Origin of the sequence: Streptomyces sp. NPDC048436, from assembly GCF_043200355.1 — a bacterium.
Taxonomy (GTDB): domain Bacteria; phylum Actinomycetota; class Actinomycetes; order Streptomycetales; family Streptomycetaceae; genus Streptomyces.
This window is the reverse complement of sequence record NZ_JBICXP010000002.1, coordinates 636,714-654,318: the sequence shown is the minus strand read 5'-3', so window position 1 is coordinate 654,318 and position 17,605 is coordinate 636,714. Positions and strand designations below refer to the sequence as shown.

Sequence of the window (17,605 nt, the reverse complement as noted above, 5' to 3'; positions counted from 1 at the left end):
GACCGCCGCGACGGCGATGCACTATTGACAATCTACTTTGCCGATACTGCAATATGGGCATGGCAGAGAACAGGGCGGAGAACAGGGCGGCGGGCACGGCCGGGAACGATGACGACGGTGCGAATCTGGACGGCGTGCTGGCCGAGGTCGGTCCCCGCCTGCGCAGGATCCGCAAGGAGCGCGGTGCCACGCTCGCGGGCCTCGCCGCCGCCACCGGCATCTCCGTGAGCACCCTCTCGCGCCTGGAGTCCGGCCACCGAAAGCCCAGCCTCGAACTCCTGCTCCCCATCGCCCGCGCCCACCAGGTCCCCCTGGACGAACTGGTCGGCGCCCCGCCCGTCGGCGACCCCCGGGTGCGGTCCAAGCCGATCGTCCGGCACGGCCGCACCATGGTGCCGCTGACCCGCCAGCCGGGCGGCCTGCAGGCGTACAAGGTGCTCGAACCCTCCCGCTCCGTGGAGCCCGACCCACGGGCTCACGAGGGGTACGAATGGCTGTACGTCCTGTCCGGGCGGCTGCGGCTCGTGCTCGCCGATCATGACGTGATCCTCACCGCGGGTGAGGCGGCGGAGTTCGACACGCGTCTGCCGCACTGGTTCGGCTCCACGGGGGAGGGGCCCGCGGAGTTCCTCAGCCTGTTCGGGCCCCAGGGCGAACGGATGCACGTACGGGCGCGGCCCGCCGAACGGAAGCGTGAAGCGGACTGACCGAGACGGTTCCCCTGCCTGCAAGCGACCGCTTAGTATGCGATGGAGCCCGGTCCGAGAGCCCCGTGGAGGCCCCGCATGCAGGCATGGCAAGTGCACCAGAACGGCGAGCCGGGCGCGGTGATGCGCCTCGACGACGTGGACCGGCCGGTCCCCGGCGACGGGCAGCTGCTCCTGAAGGTCCGCGCCGCCAACATCAACTTCCCCGACGCGCTGCTCTGCCGCGGGCAGTACCAGGTCACGCCTCCGCTGCCGTTCACGCCCGGCGTGGAGATCTGCGGTGAGACCGAGGACGGGCGGCGCGTGATCGCCAACCCCGCTCTTCCGTACGGCGGTTTCGCCGAGTACGCGATCGCGGACGCGGCGGCCGTGCTGCCCGCGCCCGACGCCCTGGACGACGCCGAGGCCGCCGCGCTGCACATCGGCTACCAGACGGGCTGGTTCGGCCTGCACCGCCGCGCGCACCTCCAGGAAGGCGAGACCCTCCTGGTGCACGCCGCCGCCGGCGGCGTCGGCAGCGCGGCCGTCCAGCTCGGCAAGGCCGCGGGTGCCAAGGTCATCGGTGTCGTCGGCGGCGCCGCGAAGGCCGAGGTCGCGCGCGAGCTCGGCTGTGACGTCGTCATCGACCGGCGTACGGAGAACGTCATCGGCGCCGTCAAGGAGGCGACCGGCGGCCGTGGCGCCGATGTCATCTACGACCCCGTGGGCGGCGACGCGTACACGCAGTCCGCGAAGTGCGTCGCCTTCGAGGGGCGGATCATCGTCGTCGGCTTCGCGAGCGGTGTCATCCCGACGCCCGCCCTCAACCACGCCCTGGTGAAGAACTACGCGGTCCTCGGACTGCACTGGGGCCTCTACAACACCAAGGACCCCCAAGCGATCCTCCGCTGCCACGAAGAGCTGACCCAGCTCGCGGCCAAGGGCGCGATCAAGCCGCTCATCAGCGAACGCGTGCCGCTGAGCGAGGCGGCCGCCGCCGTCCAGCGCGTCGCGGACGGAGTCACAACGGGGCGGGTCGCCGTCATCCCCGAGGGAGCCGACGTATGACGGACGCCGCCGAACTGCGCCGCCGCGCCCAGGAGTTCCTCGCCGCACACCCGCCGGCGACGACGGAGCGCGCGGCGTTCCTGAAGGCCCGCTTCGATGCCGGGCTCGCCTGGGTGCACTACCCGGAGGGGCTCGGCGGGCTCGGAGCGCCGCGGTCCCTGCAAGCCGTAGTAGAAGCCGAGTTGGAGGCCGCGGGCGCGCCCGACAACGACCCGCGCCGCATCGGGATCGGCCTCGGCATGGCGGCGCCGACCATCCTCCACTTCGGCACGGAGGAGCAGAAGCGGCGCTTCCTGCCGCCGCTGTGGGTCGGCGACGAAGTGTGGTGCCAACTGTTCAGCGAGCCCGGCGCCGGGTCCGACCTCGCCGCCCTCGGGACCCGTGCCGTACGCGACGGCGACAGCTGGGTGGTCAACGGGCAGAAGGTGTGGACGTCCGGCGCGCACGCCGCCCGCTGGGGCATCCTCATCGCCCGCACCGACCCGGAGGTGCCCAAGCACCGCGGCATCACGTACTTCGTCTGCGACATGACCGACCCCGGCGTCGAGGTGCGACCGCTCCGGCAGATCACCGGCGAGGCCGAGTTCAACGAGGTCTTCCTCACCGACGTCCGCATCCCGGACGCGCACCGTCTCGGTGAGATCGGCGACGGCTGGAAGGTCGCGCAGACCACGCTGATGAACGAGCGCGTGTCCATCGGCGGCAGCCGCATCCCGCGCGAGGGCGGCATGATCGGCCCTGTCGTCGAAGCCTGGCGCGAGCGCCCCGAGCTGCGCACACACGACCTGCACCAGCGGCTTCTCAAGCTGTGGGTCGAGGCCGAGGTCGCCCGGGTCGCCGGCGAGCGGCTGCGTCAGCAGCTCGCCGCGGGACAGCCTGGCCCGGAGGGCTCGGGCATGAAGCTCGGCTTCGCCCGCCTGAACCAGGAGATCAGCGGCCTGGAGGTGGAACTCCTCGGCGAGGAAGGGCTGTTGTACGAGGACTGGACGATGCGGCGGCCCGAGAAGGTCGACTTCGTCGGCCGTGACGCGGGCTACCGCTATCTGCGGGCCAAGGGCAACAGCATCGAGGGCGGTACGAGCGAGGTGCTGCTCAACATCGTCGCCGAGCGCGTCCTCGGTCTGCCCTCCGAGCCGCGCACCGACAAAGACGTCGCCTGGAAGGACCTGGTCCGTTGACGATACAGAGCGAGCAGCGCGACCTGCTGTACTCCGAAGAGGAAGAGGCGCTGCGCTCGGTGGTGCGCGGCCTCCTCGCAGACCACTGCGACGCCACCGCCGTACTGGCCCGCATCGGGACCGCGCAACCGCACGACCGAGAGCTGTGGAAGGCGCTCACCGGCGGCATGGGCCTCGCGGGCCTGCTCGTTCCCGAGGAGTTCGGCGGCCAGGGCGCCACGCACCGTGAAGCCGCCGTCGTCCTGGAGGAGTTGGGCCGCGCGGTCGCGCCCGTGCCCTTCCTGACCAGCACCGTCATCGCCACCGAGGCGCTGCTGGCCTGCGAAGGCGAGGCGGCGGCGGAACTCCTGGGCGCGCTCGCTTCGGGCCGCACGGTCGGCGTGCTCACCGTGCCGCTGACCGCGGCTCCGGGCGACGCCCCGACCGACGTACGCGCGAAGGACGGGACCCTGAGCGGCCGCGTCACCGGAGTGGCCGACGCGATCGTCGCCGATGTGCGCCTCGTGCCCACGGACGCCGGGCTCTTCGCGGTGGAGGCGACTCAGGACGGCGTCACCGTCGAGCCGCGGACCTCGCTCGACTCCACCCGGCCGCTCGCCACGGTCAGCTTCGACAACGCACGCGCGCGTGCCCTCGGTTCACCGGCGGAACCCGCCGTACGGCGGGGTCTGCGGGCGGGGGCGGGACTCCTGGCGTCCGAGCAACTGGGCGTAGCCGACTGGTGCTTGACCGAAACCGTCCGCTACACGAAGGAACGCAACCAGTTCAACCGGCCCGTCGGCTCCTTCCAGTCGCTCAAGCACCGGCTCGCCCAGCTCTGGCTGGAGGTGGTCAACCTCCGCGCCGCCGCCCGCAACGCGGCCGACACCCTCGCCGCAGGAAGCGCGGACGCCGATGTCGCGGCGTCTCTCGCGCAGGCCTACGCGTCGCCCGCCACGGTGCACATCGCCGAGGAGGCGCTCCAGTTGCACGGCGGCATCGGCATGACCTGGGAGCATCCCGTCCACCTCTACCTCAAGCGGGCCAAGGCCGATTCGATCGCGCTCGGCACGGTGGGACGCCACCGGGAGGAGCTGGCCGCCCTGGTGAACCTGCCCGCTCCGTGAGCTCGGCTCCGCCCTCCCCGTGATCCCCTCGGTAGGGCCCGCACGTTTTACCCACCCATTACATGAGGCATAATTGCGAACCGTTCGCAATAACAGTTGATCTTCAGTAGGGGTGTGGAGCATGAAGGCCCGATCGATACGGGGTACGGGCGCGGTGGCGGCGGCCGCCTCACTGGCGGTCGCCGCCTCGGCCTGTTCGGCGCCGGGCGACGGCGAGAACGCGGGCGGCTCCAAGGACTCAGCGGTCGTCGGCATAGCGTACGAACCGGACACCCTGAGCCCGCTCCTCGGCTACGGCAAGGACGGCAACTCCAAGATCTTCGACGGTCTGCTCACGCACGACGCCGACATGAAGCTCAAGCCCGCGCTCGCCGCCGAACTCCCCAAGGTCGGCGACGAGGGACGCACATACACGTTCAAGCTGCGCGAGGGCGTCAAGTTCAGCGACGGCAAGCCCTTCACGTCCAAGGACGTCGTCTTCACGTACGAGACGATCCTCGACAAGAAGACCAACAACGCCGCCAAGACCGAGCTCGACGCCGTCAGACACGTCGAGGCGAAGGGCGACGACACCGTCGTCTTCCACCTCAAGTACCCCTACGCGCCGTTCGCCGAGCGCACCGTTCTGCCGATCGCGCCCGAGCACATAGCCGGCAAGCAGGACGTGAACACCGGCGCGTTCACCACCAAGCCGGTCGGCACGGGCCCGTACAAGCTCGTGAAGTGGTCCAAGGGCGAGAAGCTCACCTTCAAGGCCAACCCCGACTACTGGGGCGGCGCGCCGAAGGTCAAGAACTTCACCATGGCGATCATCAAGGACGACGACATCCGCGCCACCCGGCTCGACGCCGGTGAACTTGACGGCGCGATCCTGCCGCCCAACCTCGCCAAGAAGTACGAAAACGACGGCGACAAGAAGTCGTACGCGGCCAAGACCTTCGACTACCGCGTGGTGACCCTGCCCACCGGCAACAAGGTCACGGGCGACACCGGCATCCGGCGCGCGCTCGACACCGGCGTCGACCGCAAGGCGATGGTCGACTCCATCCTGGACGGCGCGGGCAAGGAGGCCTACGGGCCCGTCCCGACCGACAGCCCCTGGTTCACCAAGGGCACCGAGCGGAAGTTCGACGCCGCCAAGGCCAAGAAGATCCTCGACAAGGCGGGCTGGAAGCCGGGCAAGGACGGCATCCGCGAGAAGGACGGCGTCCAGGCGAAGTTCCCGCTCTGGTACCTCTCCGGCGACAAGCTCCGCCAGGACCACGCGCTCGCCTACGCCTCCGACGCCAAGAAGCTCGGCATCAAGGTCGAGGTGCAGGCCGGCACCTGGGAGGTCATCGAGCCGCGCATGCCCAAGGACGCGGTCCTCGCGGGCGGCGGCTCCCCGGCCGACCCGGACTTCGACCAGTACACCCTCCTGAAGTCCTCGCTCGCGGGCGACGGCTTCAACAACATGGCCCACTACGACAACCCCAAGGTCGACAAGGCGCTCGACGAGGCCCGCGAGAGCGGCGACCACGCCGAGCGGCAGGCCGCGTACGACACCATCCAGCGTGAACTGGTGAAGAACCCGGGCTACACCTTCCTCACCCACATCGACCACCTCTACGTCGTCGACAAGCGCTTCGGCGACCTGACCACCCAGACCGAGCCGCACGACCACGGCCTGGCGTCCGGCCCGTGGTGGAACGTCGAGGACTGGCAGCCCGAGCAGTGAACTCCGCGCTCCAAAAGCTCCCTTGGGGGCCGATGGCGCGCATGACGGGACGGCGGGCCCTGTTCGCCGTCCCGGTCCTGCTCGCCGTGACCTTCGGCGTCTTCGCGATCGCCGCCGCGTCCCCCTTCGACCCCGTCAAGGCCTACGCCGGCACGGCCGGGCTCACCGCGTCGCAGGAGAACCTCGACCAGCTGCGCGCCAACCTCGGCGTCGACCAGCCGCTCCTGCAGCGCTGGTGGGACTGGCTGACGTCGGCGCTCTCCGGCGACCTGGGGGACTCCAGCACCCTGCGCCAGCCCGTCGCCGACGTCATCGGCGAACGCGTCGGCTGGTCCGTGCTGCTCGCCGCCACCGCGTTCCTGCTCGCGATCCTCGTCGGCACCACGCTCGGCGTCCTCGCCGCACGCCGCCCCGGCGGCGGGCTCGACCGCGCCGTGACCTCGCTCGCGTACACGCTCGAAGCGGCCCCGCCGTTCTGGATCGGGCTGCTCGCCGTCTGGCTGTTCGCCCTGAAGCTGGGCGTGCTGCCGTCGGGCGGCCTCACGGACACGGCGAGTTCGGCCGTGACAGCGGGGCAGGTCGCCAGCCACCTCGTGCTGCCCGCCGCCGTCCTCGCGATCTCGCAGCTTCCGTGGTTCGTCCTCTACGTACGCCAAGGAGTCGGCGACGCACTCGGCGACGACCCCGTCCGGGGCGCACGCGCGCGTGGCCTCGCCGAACGGACCGTCCTCCTCGGGCACGCACTGCGCTCGGGGATGCTGCCGGTGCTCACGCTGATCGGCTCGCGCGTACCCGAACTCATCACCGGGGCGCTCCTGGTGGAGACCGTCTTCAGCTGGCCCGGCATCGCCGCGGCCACCGTGTCGGCGGCGACCTCCGTGGACTTCCCACTGCTCGCCGCCCTCACCGTCCTGGCCACCGTCGCGGTACTCCTGGGCAACCTCCTGGCCGATCTGCTGTACGGCCTCGCCGACCCGAGGGTGGGATTCGATGGCTGACGTGACGTGGCGCGCCCACCTCGCGGGCGGCGCCAGAAGCCGCTCCACGCGCGCGTGGCGGGTGCGTTCCTCCGGGGTGATCGTCGCGGCGGTCGTCCTCGCCGTCCTGCTCGTACCGCCGCTGGTGAACCTCGACGAGCAGGCCGTGAACCTCGCGGCCAAACTCCGACCGCCGTCCTGGGCGCACCCCTTCGGCACCGACGACGTGGGACGCGATCTGCTGGTCCGCTGCGTGTACGGGCTGCGGGTCTCGCTTCTGGTGGGGGTGGTGGCGGCCGTCGTCGCGACCGTCATCGGCACAGCCGTGGGGGCGCTCGCCGCCGCGTCGGGCGGCTGGGTCGACCGGGTCGTCATGCGGCTCGTGGACGTCTTCTCGTCCGTGCCGCACCTGCTGCTCGGCATCTTCATCGTGGCGATGTTCCGGCCGGGCGTATGGCCGGTGGTCGTCTCGGTCGCGCTCACCCACTGGCTGTCCACGGCCCGCATCGTGCGCGCCGAGGTGCTCTCGCTGCGGTCGCGCCCGTACGTCGACGCGGCCATCTCCGGGGGCGCGTCGAGGACGCGTGTCATCGCGCGCCACCTGCTGCCCGGCGTCCTTCCGCAGGCCGGACTCGCCGCCGTCCTGATGGTGCCGCACGCCATCTGGCACGAGTCCGCGCTCTCCTTCCTCGGGCTCGGACTCCCCACCCACCAGGCGAGCCTCGGCACGCTCGTGCAGAGCGCGCGCGGCTCGCTCCTCGCCGGGGACTGGTGGCCGACGCTCTTCCCCGGCCTGTTCATCATCGTGCCCACCCTGGCGATCGCGGGCCTCGCGGGCGCCTGGCGGGACCGGATCAACCCCCGGCGCCGATCGGAGCTGATGCTGTGACCAAGCCCGTCTCGTCCCCGTCCCTGTCTACCCCGGTGCTTTCCGTACGAGGACTCTCCGTACGGTTCCGCATGCGCGGGGGCACCTTCGTCTCCGCCGTCACCGACGCCACCTTCGACCTCGCGGCGGGGGAGTGCCTCGCCCTCGTCGGCGAGAGCGGCTGCGGCAAGTCCGTGCTCGCCTCGGCACTGCTCGGGCTGCTCCCGCAGAACGCGGAGACGGCCGGGTCCGCACTCACCGGTGACGTGGACCTCCTTGCCGCCGACGAGCGCACCCTGGCCCGCACGGTCCGCGGGCGCCGCGTCGGTCTCGTACCGCAGAGTCCGGCCGCGCATCTGACGCCGGTGCGCACCGTCCGCGCCCAGCTGGAGGAGACCCTGCGTGAGCTGGCGGGTGTGCGCCGCCCGCAGCTGCGGAAGGCCGCCGAAGCCGCCGCCGAGCGGGCCGCGTTCCCCGCGGGGCACCTGGACCGCTACCCGCACCAGCTCTCCGGCGGGCTCGCCCAGCGCGCCGCCACCGCGCTCGCGCTCATCGGCGACGCGCCGCTGCTGCTCGCCGACGAACCGACGACCGGGCTCGACCGCGACCTCGTCGACCGCACGGTGGACGAACTGCGCAAGCACGTGGGCGAGGACCGCGCGCTGCTCCTGATCACCCACGACCTGGCAGCCGCCGAGCGGATCGCCGACCGCGTCGCCGTCATGTACGCGAGCCGTATCGTCGAACTCGCCGAAGCCGAGGACTTCTTCGGCGCCCCCGGCCCACGACACCCCTACGCGCGCGGCCTCCTGAACGCCCTCCCGGAGCGGGAGTTCACGCCGATCCCCGGCATGCCGCCCGAGCTGTCCGCGCTGCCGCGAGGCTGTGCGTTCGCCGCGCGCTGTCCAGGGGCGGACGAGGCCTGCGCGACCGTACCCGAGACCGTGGGCACAGTCGCCTGCCACCACCCCCACCCGGCGGCCGTGCTGGAGGCACCCCGTGCTTGAACTCCGTTCCATCACCGCCGGGTACGACCGCAGGGCCCCCGTCATGCGAGGCGTGGACCTGACGATCGCCCCCGGCGCGTCCCTCGGCCTGCTCGGCCCCAGCGGCTGCGGAAAATCGACCCTGGCCCGCGTCGCCGCGCTGCTCCACAAGCCAGACGCCGGGCGCGTCGTGATCGACGGTGAGCCCGCCCGCGGCTGGCGGCACCGCGCGCCCCGCGCCCAGCGCACCGCCTTCGGCGTCGTCTTCCAGCAGCCCCGCCTGTCCGCCGACCCGCGGCTGACCCTGACCAACCTGATCGCCGAGCCGCTCCGGGCGGCCGGGCGCGGAACCGAAGCACCTGAGCGCGTACGGGAGTTGGCGGTCACCGTCGGTCTCGGCGATGACCTGCTCGGCCGCAGGCCGCACGAGGTGAGCGACGGCCAGCTGCAGCGTGCCTGCCTCGCGCGTGCCCTGGTGCTCCGCCCGCGCTGGCTGATCTGCGACGAGATGACGGCCATGCTGGACGCCTCGACGACGGCGGCACTCGTGCACGCCGTGGAGGAGTACCGGCGCGTCAGCGGCGCCGGGCTGCTCGCTGTCGGCCACGACCGGGTGCTCCTTGAGCGCTGGTGCGGAGGGACCGTCCACTGGGCCGAGCTGGCCGGGGAGACACCGCGGGACGCGTGAGGACCACCGCGTGACCCGCCCGGAGTGAACGACGGGCGTCAAGAGCGCCAACTCCCCTCCACAAGGGGTTTCTTGACGCGGGCATGGCCTCATACTCACTGAGGCCCGCCCGTCGTCCCCTCGCCCTCTTGGGAGTCTCCATGGCACTCATCACCCGTCGTAGAGCCCTCACCGTCGGTGCCGCGCTCGCCGGCACCGCCGCCGTCCCCGCGTACGCCCAGGCGAGCGAGCGCGGACACCACCCCCGGCCCCTCATACGTGCCCACGCGCACAACGACTACGAACACCCCCGGCCCCTGTTCGACGCGCTCGACCACCGCTTCGGCAGCGTCGAGGCCGACATCTATCTCGTCGACGGCCAACTCCTGGTCGCCCACGACCCGATCGACCTCGACCCCGCCCGCACCCTCGAAGCGCTCTACCTGGACCCCCTGGCCGCCCGCGTCCGCGCCAACCACGGCTCCGTGTACCGGGGTTACCACCGCACCCCCTTCCAGCTCCTGATCGACATCAAGACCGAGGGATCGGCGACGTACCTCGAACTCGACCGTCATCTCCGGCGCTACCCGCACCTGTTCACCACGTACGTCCACGGCAAGGTGCGCCGCGGCCCCGTGACGGCGGTGATCTCGGGTGACCGGGCGGCCCGCGCGCCGATGGAGGCCCAGCGGGTGCGCCGCGCGTTCTACGACGGCCGCCTCGCCGACCTCGGCAGCGCCGCGCCCGCCTCGTTCATCGCGCTCATCAGCGACAACTGGACGCTCAACTTCAGCTGGCAGGGCGTCGGCGCGATCCCCGCCGCCGAACGCGAGAAGCTGCGCGGCATCGTTGCCACCGCCCACAAGCGCGGGCAGCGCGTGCGCTTCTGGGCCACTCCCGACCTCGCGGGCCCCGCGCGCGACGCTGTGTGGGGCGAGCTGCTCGCCGCCGGTGTCGACCATCTGAACACCGACGACCTCGCGGGACTTGAGGCGTTCCTCGACGCCCACGGGAAGTAACACCCGTTCGGAGGACACGCCGGTCGACCGGATGGACCCTCCGCTGCGCAACACTGACGGCCGAAAGCCGCGGTGCTGACGTGGCGGAGGAGGGTGTCCCATGGCTGTTTCGGTCTCTGTGGTGCTGCTGCTTGTGATCCTGGCAGTGGTCTTTCTGCGCAACGGCGCACTCAAGTTCTCGCACGCCCTGGTCTGTGCGCTGCTCGGCTTCTACCTGGCGAGTTCGAGCATGGCGCCGACCATTCACAACGGGGTCACGGCCGCCGCGGACATCGTCAGCGGCCTGCAGCCATGAGCGTCGCGGCGTCGTGAACGCATGATCGTTGCGTCTTCGTGAACAACTGTCAGCTTTCCATGGACACTTCAAGGGCTTGGCTCTAGCTTCGGCCCATGCCGCGTCGCAGAACCCTCAGCAGTGCCCTCGCCCTGACCGCACTCACGGTCTCGGCCGCGTCCTTCGCGTATCCCGTCCATGCGGACGACATACCCAAGGCGCCGGGGCACAGGCTCGTCGACCAGTACACCGGGCAGCCCGCCGAGGCCCGCCCCCTGCCCGGCGAACAGCCGCCCCAGCACCCATATCTCGCCGCCAACGGCCGCAGCGGCATGCACGCCGACGCGGCCGGCAGCGGGACATACCCCTGGAACGGCCCGCTGGGGAAGAAGCCGCAGGTCAGCAGCGAGAAGATGGCGGCGCTCGGCGGCGAGTGCGCCACCGTCACCTTCGACCGCGACGGCCGCATCGTCACCGTCTGCGGCACGTTCACCGGCTTCCTGGTCAAGCTGCTCGACCCGGACACGCTCACGACGCTCGCCGATTACAAGCTGCCGCAGCGCCCCTCCACCGTCGAGGCCATCACGCGCCTCGACTTCTCGAAGATCTTCAAGGACACGTCGGGCGGCGCCTACTCGTATCTCGACAACCAGGACCGGCTCGTCCTGGCTGACTCCCGCCAGCACATCGTCCGCCTCGCGCACGAGCAGGCGACGGACGGCAGTTGGCGGTTCGTCGTCGGCAAGGACTGGGATCTGACGGCGCACGTCCCGCACGATTGTGTTACCTGGTCAAATCTCTACCCGAGTGGCGAATGTGACCCGGTCACCTCGGTCATGCCCGACTGGCAGGGCCGCATCTGGTGGGTGACCCGGCAGGGCCGCGTCGGAACCGTCGATCCCAAGACCGGCGACACCCGCTCCATCCGGCTTGAGGGCGAGGAGATCCAGAACTCGTTCTCCGTCGCCGAGGACGGCGTGTCGATCGTCTCCGACCACGCGCTCTACAGCTTCCGGGCCGGCCAGGACGGCACCCCCAAGGCCGTCTGGAGGCAGACGTACGACCGGGGAACGGGCACCAAGCCCGGTTCGGTGAACCAAGGTTCGGGAACCACCCCTGACCTCTTCGGCAAGGGTGACGACGACTACGTGGCCATCACGGACAACGCGGACGACCGCATGAACGTCCTCGTCTACCGCAGAGGCGACGACATCGCCGACGGCAAGCGCCTGGTCTGCAAGGTCCCCGTCTTCCGCTCCGGCGCGTCCACCACCGACAACTCGCTGATCACCTGGGGCAACAGCCTCGTCGTCGAGAACAACTACGGCTACGAGAACATCACTTCGCTCACCTTCGGGCGCAGCGTCGTCGGTGGCGCCAGCAGGATCGACGTACGCGAGGACGGCAGCGGCTGCGACACGGTGTGGGAGAGCGACGTCCGCGCCCCGTCGAACGTGCCCAAACTGTCCACCGCCAACGGCCTGTTGTACTTCTACACGAAGGAGCCCAACAGCCTCGGCGTCGACGCCTGGTACCTGACGGCCGTCGACTTCCGCACCGGCGAGACCAAGTGGAAGCGGCTCGCCGGTACGGGCATCGCCTACGACAACAACTGGGCTCCGATAACTCTGGGCCCGGACGGCACCGCCTATGTGGGCGTGTTCAACGGCCTGGTGGCGGTGCGGGACACCGACTGAGCGCGGCGTCCCTGCCGTCGTCGTCGGCTATGTCCGGGAGAACACACCGATGCCGTTCGGCACCGGTCGCTCCGTACCCCCGCTGGGGTGATTGCGTACGGTGACGGCGTCGGCGCCCGGGGCCTTCGCGACCAGTGTGGTGGACGAGACCAGGGTGGAGGAGCCGCCGCCGTCCAGGCTGAAGCCTTCGCTTGCGCCCAACCCTCGCAGGGTGTCCGCCACTTCGGCGATGGTCAGCCCCGTACGGAACTCGGGGGAGCCGTCGAGGGAGAGGAGCAGGAGGCGTTTGCCGTTGTCGGACACCCCGGCCGCTGTGCGCACGGCCGAGGTGACGGTGTCGAGGCCGGGCAGCGGGGTGCCGGCGCGCAGCACCGGATAGCCGCCGAGCGCGAAACGGAACGGGATGTGCGACTCGGCCGACACGAGGCGGTGGCGGACCTGCACCCGGTCGCCGTTCGACAGCTTGCGCAGCTCCTGGGCGCCCGCCTCACGGCCGACGAGAACCGTGGTGCCGCGGGCCACGGGTCCGCTGCCGGGAGTATCGGCGGACGCCACGACCCGGCCCTGGCGCACCGTCACCTCATGGGTGTCCGTGCTGCAGGGCGCGCCGCGGTCCGTGTCGGTGCCGCACGTGGAGCGGACCCGCGAGGTGCTGCCCCAGTCGCTGGTGAACGCGCCGACCGAGCCCACCGGGAGCGCGTACTGGTTGAGTCCGCCCAGCGGCAAGCGGGTCTCCTGGGTGCGTACTTCACCGTCGAGGCGGAGGCGGTCCAGACGCGCCCGGTGGTCGTAGCCCACGCCGAGCACGGCCTCCGTGGTGACACCCGGAGGCATCGCCGGGCCGAAGCGCTGACCGTTCGGCACCGCCGCCTTGAGGGCGTAGCCGTGTGCGATCGCCGGGCCGACGGGCGCGCCGGTGGGTTCGACGCCCGGATGCTGCGTCTCGGTGATGTTGAAGAAGTCGCCGTTGACCCCGCCGACCGCTCCTGACCCGTCCGCGAGCGCGGAGACGGTGGACCGGGCGCCCACGGCACCCGGATAGAGCAGGTCGACGCCGGTGCGCGGATCGCTCAGGTCGATGTCGAGCAGGTGTGCCCGTGCCGTGCCGTGGGAGGCGGGGATGTCGAACTGCCGGTACTCCACGCCCGGCGCGATGTGCGAGGCGGCCGTCTTCCCGTCGGCCTCCACGCCGCCGGCCGGTGCCGCTCCCATCAGAGCCGCACCGGCCAGCGTGCCGAATGCCGTCAGTACCGAGAGCGCCGCTCTCGCCGTTCTGTACCGTCCCGAAGCGTGCCCGAGCCGTGTCGCCACCGTGCCCCCTGGAGTCTCCTGGCCGACCAACTGCCCCAGTGTGGAGGCCGGTCTGAGAGAGCGCCAGAGGGCAGCGCCAGGTGGGTGCCAGGCGGGTGGCTACGTGTCGACCAACCGGGAACGGATGAGGAAACGTACGCCTTCTGGGGCTTCGAGGGAGAAGCCGCTGCCCCGGCCCGGCACCACGTCGACGATCAGCCGCGTATGACTCCACACCTCGAACTGACTCTTCGACATCCAGAAGCTCACCGGCTCCGCCACCCCCTCCACGGCCAGCGCCGCGAGCCGCACGTCGGAGTCGCCGGTCCGGAACTCGCCCTCGGGATAGCACATGGGCGCACTGCCGTCGCAGCAGCCGCCGGACTGATGGAACATCAGCGGACCGTGGGCCTCCCGGAGCCGCCGCAGCAGCTCGGCGGCGGCGGGGGTCAGATCCACGCGCGGGGTGTCGGTCATGGGCTGCCGCTCCTAGGGCCTGTCGTCCGGAACCGCCGTCGAGGCGGTGACCCAGTCAACTCCGGACAAGGTTGCGAGGACGTTGCAGGCGGCGCCCGACGCTCACGGGGTCATCGGACGAAGACCGCGGTCACCAGGCGAGGACCGCCCGTACGGCCTTGCCGCGCCGTCCGCTGCCGACGACCTCCAGACGCGCGGCCAGGTGCCTGACCATCGCGAGGCCCCGTCCGCTGTCGCGTTCGGTACTGGGTTCGAGCACGCGGGGACCGACCGGACTCGTGTCGTGGACCTCGACGGTCACCCGGTCGTCGTACACCTCCAGGCGCAGCCGGCAGGGGCTGCGGCCGTGCTGGGTGGCGTTGGCGACGAGCTCGGAGACGATCAGCTCGGCATCGTCCACCCGCTCGGAGTCCACCTCCGCCAGGTGCCGATGCGGCCGGGTGAGAAACGCGGAGGTCAGCTTCCGGGCCCGCCCCGCCGACGCGGCCTCCTGCGGCAGTGCGTATTCGACGCGTGCGATGTGCCGATGGGCGCGCTTGTGCGCACGCATGGCAACTCACTTCCCTCCCCTGGGACAACCGGCGTACGCGTGTTGAGATCCGCGCACCGGGGCCACGGCTTGTCTTGCGCGGCCGTTCTTGTCCCACGGTGATGCCCGCCTCTGCTGATCGCCAATCAAGCTCCTGCTCGGAGGGGCGCCATCGAGCCGCCGGGTGGACTGTTCTCCTGCGAACATGTTCGCTACGAACTCGCTCGTAACGAACATGTTCGTTATGCTGGTCGTATGACCGCTCATTCCGATGCCCATTCCGGAGCTCGTTCCGGGACCCCGCGCAGCCGCCGCGAACGCCCGGCGAAGCCCGCCCTGACCCGGGCCGGGATCGTCGCCGCCGCCGTGGAGATCATGAGCGCCGAAGGGCTCGGCAAGGTGACCATGCGCCGGCTGGCGCAGCAGCTCGACACCGGGCCCGCCTCGCTGTACGTCTACGTCCGCAACACCGCCGAGCTGCACGCGGCGATCCTGGACGAGCTGCTCGGCACGGTCGAGGCGGCGCCCGCCGGAGACGACTGGCGTGAGCGCCTGGAGAAGGTGCTCACCTCCTACACCGATGTGCTCTTCAGCCACCGCGGTCTCGCCCAGTCCGCGCTGGTGGCCCGCCCCAGCGGCCCGCACTACCTGCGGCTCCTCGAGACGCTGCTCGCCCTCCTCGACGAGGGCGGTGTCCCGCCCGGGCAGGCGGCCTGGGGCATCGACCTGCTGCTCCAGTGCGCCACCGCGACCGCCGCCGAACACGCCACGCGCGACCGGGACGCGGGCGCCCAGGACGACTGGGACGGGCTCTCCGCAGCTGTGCGGGGCGCCTCCGGCCAGACGCATCCGCGCCTCGCCGGGCTCGCCGACGAGGTGCTCTCCGGTGAGCCGGAGGCCCGCCTCTCCTGGGGCTTTCGCACGCTGATCAACGGCATCCTGCACACGCCCGTCCCGGCCGACGAAGCCCAGGACTGACCGCCCGCACCCGCCTCCGCCCCAAGGAGCAACACCATGACCACTCACCACCCCATCGCCATCGTCGGCGCGGGCCTCGGCGGCCTCACCCTCGCCCGCGTCCTGCACGTCAACGGCATCGAAGCGGCCCTTTACGACCTGGAGGCCGCACCGGCCGCCCGCGGTCAGGGCGGCATGCTCGACATCCACGAGGAGTCCGGCCAGGCCGCTCTGCGCGCCGCCGGTCTGTACGACGAGTTCACCGCGCTCATCCACCCGGGCGGCGAGGCCACGCGCATCCTCGACCGGGACGCCGTGGTCCGCAGGGAAGACAAGGACGACGGCGACGGCGGCCGCCCCGAGGTCGAGCGCGGCTCGCTGCGCGATCTCCTGCTCGGCTCACTGCCCGACGGAGCCGTGCACTGGGGCGCGAAGATCACCGGGGCGCGTCCGCTCGGCGGCGGTCGCCACGAGGTGACCCTCGCCGACGGCTCCACCTTCACCACCGACCTGCTGATCGGCGCCGACGGAGCCTGGTCCCGGATCCGCCCCTTGGTCTCCGACGCCGTACCCGACTACTCCGGCCTCTCCTTCGTCGAGGCGGATCTCCTCGACGCCGATGTCCGTCACCCAGCCAGCGCCGCAGTCGTGGGCGGCGGCATGCTCTTCGCGCTCGGCGAGGGCAAGGGCTTCCTCGCCCACCGTGAGCCCGACGGCAGCCTGCACGTCTACATCGCGCTCATGGCGCCGGAGGAGTGGATCGCCTCCGTCGACTTCACCGCCGGCCACGTCGATGCCGCCAAGGCCGCCGTGCTGGAGCACTTCACGGGCTGGGACGAGAGCCTGCGGGCGCTGATCGCCGACGCAGACGGCACGCTCATCCCCCGACGGATCCACACCCTGCCCGTCGGCCACCGCTGGGACCGTGTCCCGGGCGTCACCCTGCTAGGCGACGCCGCCCACCTCATGTCTCCCTTCGCGGGGGAGGGCGCCAACCTCGCGATGCTCGACGGAGCCGAACTCGGCGCCGCCCTCGCCGCACATCCCGGCGCCACCGAAGTGGCGCTCGCCGCCTACGAGGATGCGCTGTTTCCTCGCAGCGAGTCCGCCGCGGCCGGCTCCGCCGAGAACCTCGTCCGCTGCTTCCGGGACGACGCGCCCCAGGGCCTGCTCGAGCTGTTCGCCTCGCACGACTAAGGGGTCCGGTCGCGGTGATCCGCGGCAAGGAAGGGACCGAGCAGTTCGAGCAGGGCCTCGGGTCGGTCGAGCGGGATGATGTGGCCGCAGTCCTCGATGAGGTGACCGGTCAGATCGTCGGCGACGGGGCGCAGCTGCCGTTCGAGGGCCGATCCCACGGGATGGGCGCCGATCGCCATGGCCGGCATGGTGAGCCGCCCGCGCGTGACGGCGTCCCTGATCTGTCGCCCACTGGTGGGCATGGCGCGGTAGTAGGAGAAGGCACGGCGCAGGGCGTCAGGGCCGGTGTAGGCGTCGACGAAGGCGTCCCGGATGCGGTCCGGGACACCGCGGCCGTGCGTGCCGGTGCCCAGGAACCAGTCGATGTACGCGGCTTCGTGACCGTCCAGGACCGTCTCGGCCAGGTCCGGAACCGAGTGGAAGCCGAACCACCAGGGTGCGCCCCCGGCGAGGAAGTCCTCCGCGCCGGGCAGGGGTCCGAGCAGCGACTCCATGACGACGAGCCGCCGTACGAGATCGGGTCGGCGCATCGCGAGAAGGAAGGCCGGAGGCGTGCCTGCGTCGATGCCGACGACCGCCGCGGACCGCTCCCCGAGCGCGTCCAGGAGACCTTCGGCATCGGTGGCGAGGCTGTCCGCGTCGTAGCCACCGGACGCCGGTGTGCTGGCGCCGAGCCCCCGCAGATCCGGGGCGATGACGCGGTGGTGCAGGGCGAGCCGGGGCATGACCTCGCTCCAGAGCTGCCAGGTGTGGGGGAAGCCGTGCAGGAGCAGGACGGCGGGGCCGCTGCCGCAGAGTGCCACGTTGACCGTGATGCCGTTGGCCGTGACCTGTCGCAGGGAGATGCCGGGGGCGGTGGGGGGAGTGGCGGAGGGTGCTGCTGAGGGGCGACGCATGGTGACTGCTCCCAGG

Annotated in this window: 18 protein-coding genes; 14 read left to right on the top strand and 4 right to left on the bottom strand. The window is 71.3% G+C overall.

Annotated features, from left to right (window positions below; translation table 11 throughout):
• The first annotated feature begins 59 nt into the window (after positions 1 to 59).
• From ACGFX9_RS09400 to ACGFX9_RS09345, 12 genes are all read left to right on the top strand, one after another.
• A complete protein-coding gene (locus ACGFX9_RS09400; protein ID WP_393467224.1) occupies positions 60 to 707 on the top strand; it encodes a helix-turn-helix domain-containing protein in 648 nt (215 codons plus the stop codon).
• Positions 708 to 785: 78 nt separating this feature from the next.
• Complete coding sequence (locus tag ACGFX9_RS09395; protein WP_393467221.1) at positions 786 to 1,754, top strand: NADPH:quinone oxidoreductase family protein; 969 nt, start codon at positions 786 to 788, stop codon at positions 1,752 to 1,754.
• Positions 1,751 to 2,932, top strand: coding sequence for an acyl-CoA dehydrogenase family protein (locus tag ACGFX9_RS09390; RefSeq protein ID WP_393467218.1), 1,182 nt, complete (start codon positions 1,751 to 1,753; stop codon positions 2,930 to 2,932). The genes ACGFX9_RS09395 and ACGFX9_RS09390 overlap by 4 nt, the downstream gene beginning before the upstream one ends.
• Positions 2,929 to 4,038, top strand: coding sequence for an acyl-CoA dehydrogenase family protein (locus ACGFX9_RS09385; protein ID WP_393467215.1), 1,110 nt, complete (start codon positions 2,929 to 2,931; stop codon positions 4,036 to 4,038). Before ACGFX9_RS09390 ends, ACGFX9_RS09385 begins: the two co-directional genes overlap by 4 nt.
• Before the next feature lie 121 nt (positions 4,039 to 4,159).
• On the top strand, positions 4,160 to 5,755 hold the full coding sequence (locus tag ACGFX9_RS09380; RefSeq protein ID WP_393467212.1) for an ABC transporter substrate-binding protein: 1,596 nt from the start codon (positions 4,160 to 4,162) through the stop codon (positions 5,753 to 5,755).
• 32 nt (positions 5,756 to 5,787) lie between these two features.
• Positions 5,788 to 6,753 carry an ABC transporter permease gene (locus tag ACGFX9_RS09375; protein WP_393467209.1) on the top strand — a complete coding sequence of 322 codons (966 nt, stop codon included), beginning with the start codon at positions 5,788 to 5,790 and terminating at the stop codon, positions 6,751 to 6,753.
• Complete coding sequence (locus ACGFX9_RS09370; RefSeq protein WP_393467206.1) at positions 6,746 to 7,621, top strand: ABC transporter permease; 876 nt, start codon at positions 6,746 to 6,748, stop codon at positions 7,619 to 7,621. The genes ACGFX9_RS09375 and ACGFX9_RS09370 overlap by 8 nt, the downstream gene beginning before the upstream one ends.
• A gap of 71 nt (positions 7,622 to 7,692) precedes the next feature.
• Positions 7,693 to 8,607, top strand: a complete 915-nt coding sequence (locus ACGFX9_RS09365; RefSeq protein WP_393468311.1) for an ABC transporter ATP-binding protein — start codon at positions 7,693 to 7,695, stop codon at positions 8,605 to 8,607.
• A complete protein-coding gene (locus ACGFX9_RS09360) occupies positions 8,600 to 9,274 on the top strand; it encodes an ABC transporter ATP-binding protein (RefSeq protein WP_393467203.1) in 675 nt (224 codons plus the stop codon). Before ACGFX9_RS09365 ends, ACGFX9_RS09360 begins: the two co-directional genes overlap by 8 nt.
• Before the next feature lie 140 nt (positions 9,275 to 9,414).
• A complete protein-coding gene (locus tag ACGFX9_RS09355) occupies positions 9,415 to 10,272 on the top strand; it encodes a phosphatidylinositol-specific phospholipase C/glycerophosphodiester phosphodiesterase family protein (RefSeq protein ID WP_393467200.1) in 858 nt (285 codons plus the stop codon).
• A gap of 100 nt (positions 10,273 to 10,372) precedes the next feature.
• The gene (locus ACGFX9_RS09350) at positions 10,373 to 10,567 is read left to right on the top strand and encodes a hypothetical protein (RefSeq protein WP_190081791.1); all 195 of its coding nucleotides are present in this window, start codon (positions 10,373 to 10,375) and stop codon (positions 10,565 to 10,567) included.
• 95 nt (positions 10,568 to 10,662) lie between these two features.
• Positions 10,663 to 12,243, top strand: a complete 1,581-nt coding sequence (locus tag ACGFX9_RS09345; RefSeq protein WP_393467196.1) for a hypothetical protein — start codon at positions 10,663 to 10,665, stop codon at positions 12,241 to 12,243.
• A 27-nt stretch (positions 12,244 to 12,270) separates the two neighbouring features.
• On the opposite strand, the gene ACGFX9_RS09340 is transcribed toward ACGFX9_RS09345, so the two are convergent.
• The 3 genes from ACGFX9_RS09340 to ACGFX9_RS09330 all read right to left on the bottom strand — a co-directional run bounded on the left by ACGFX9_RS09340 (position 12,271) and on the right by ACGFX9_RS09330 (position 14,560).
• Entirely contained in the window at positions 12,271 to 13,455 is a 1,185-nt protein-coding gene (locus tag ACGFX9_RS09340; protein WP_393467193.1) for a phosphodiester glycosidase family protein, read from the bottom strand.
• Between the two features lie 198 nt (positions 13,456 to 13,653).
• Positions 13,654 to 14,010: a DUF779 domain-containing protein gene (locus ACGFX9_RS09335; protein WP_393467190.1), complete on the bottom strand. Its 357-nt coding sequence runs from the start codon at positions 14,008 to 14,010 to the stop codon at positions 13,654 to 13,656.
• A 130-nt stretch (positions 14,011 to 14,140) separates the two neighbouring features.
• Positions 14,141 to 14,560, bottom strand: a complete 420-nt coding sequence (locus tag ACGFX9_RS09330; RefSeq protein ID WP_393467187.1) for an ATP-binding protein — start codon at positions 14,558 to 14,560, stop codon at positions 14,141 to 14,143.
• A gap of 234 nt (positions 14,561 to 14,794) precedes the next feature.
• On the opposite strand from ACGFX9_RS09330, the gene ACGFX9_RS09325 reads away from it, so the two are divergent.
• Both ACGFX9_RS09325 and ACGFX9_RS09320 read left to right on the top strand, forming a co-directional pair.
• Positions 14,795 to 15,517, top strand: coding sequence for a TetR/AcrR family transcriptional regulator (locus tag ACGFX9_RS09325; protein ID WP_393467184.1), 723 nt, complete (start codon positions 14,795 to 14,797; stop codon positions 15,515 to 15,517).
• A gap of 36 nt (positions 15,518 to 15,553) precedes the next feature.
• Positions 15,554 to 16,693 carry an FAD-dependent oxidoreductase gene (locus ACGFX9_RS09320; protein ID WP_393467182.1) on the top strand — a complete coding sequence of 380 codons (1,140 nt, stop codon included), beginning with the start codon at positions 15,554 to 15,556 and terminating at the stop codon, positions 16,691 to 16,693.
• Here ACGFX9_RS09320 and ACGFX9_RS09315 read toward each other — a convergent pair.
• Positions 16,690 to 17,589, bottom strand: a complete 900-nt coding sequence (locus ACGFX9_RS09315; RefSeq protein ID WP_393467179.1) for an alpha/beta fold hydrolase — start codon at positions 17,587 to 17,589, stop codon at positions 16,690 to 16,692. The two genes, ACGFX9_RS09320 and ACGFX9_RS09315, sit on opposite strands and share 4 nt — an antisense overlap.
• Positions 17,590 to 17,605: the final 16 nt, after the last annotated feature.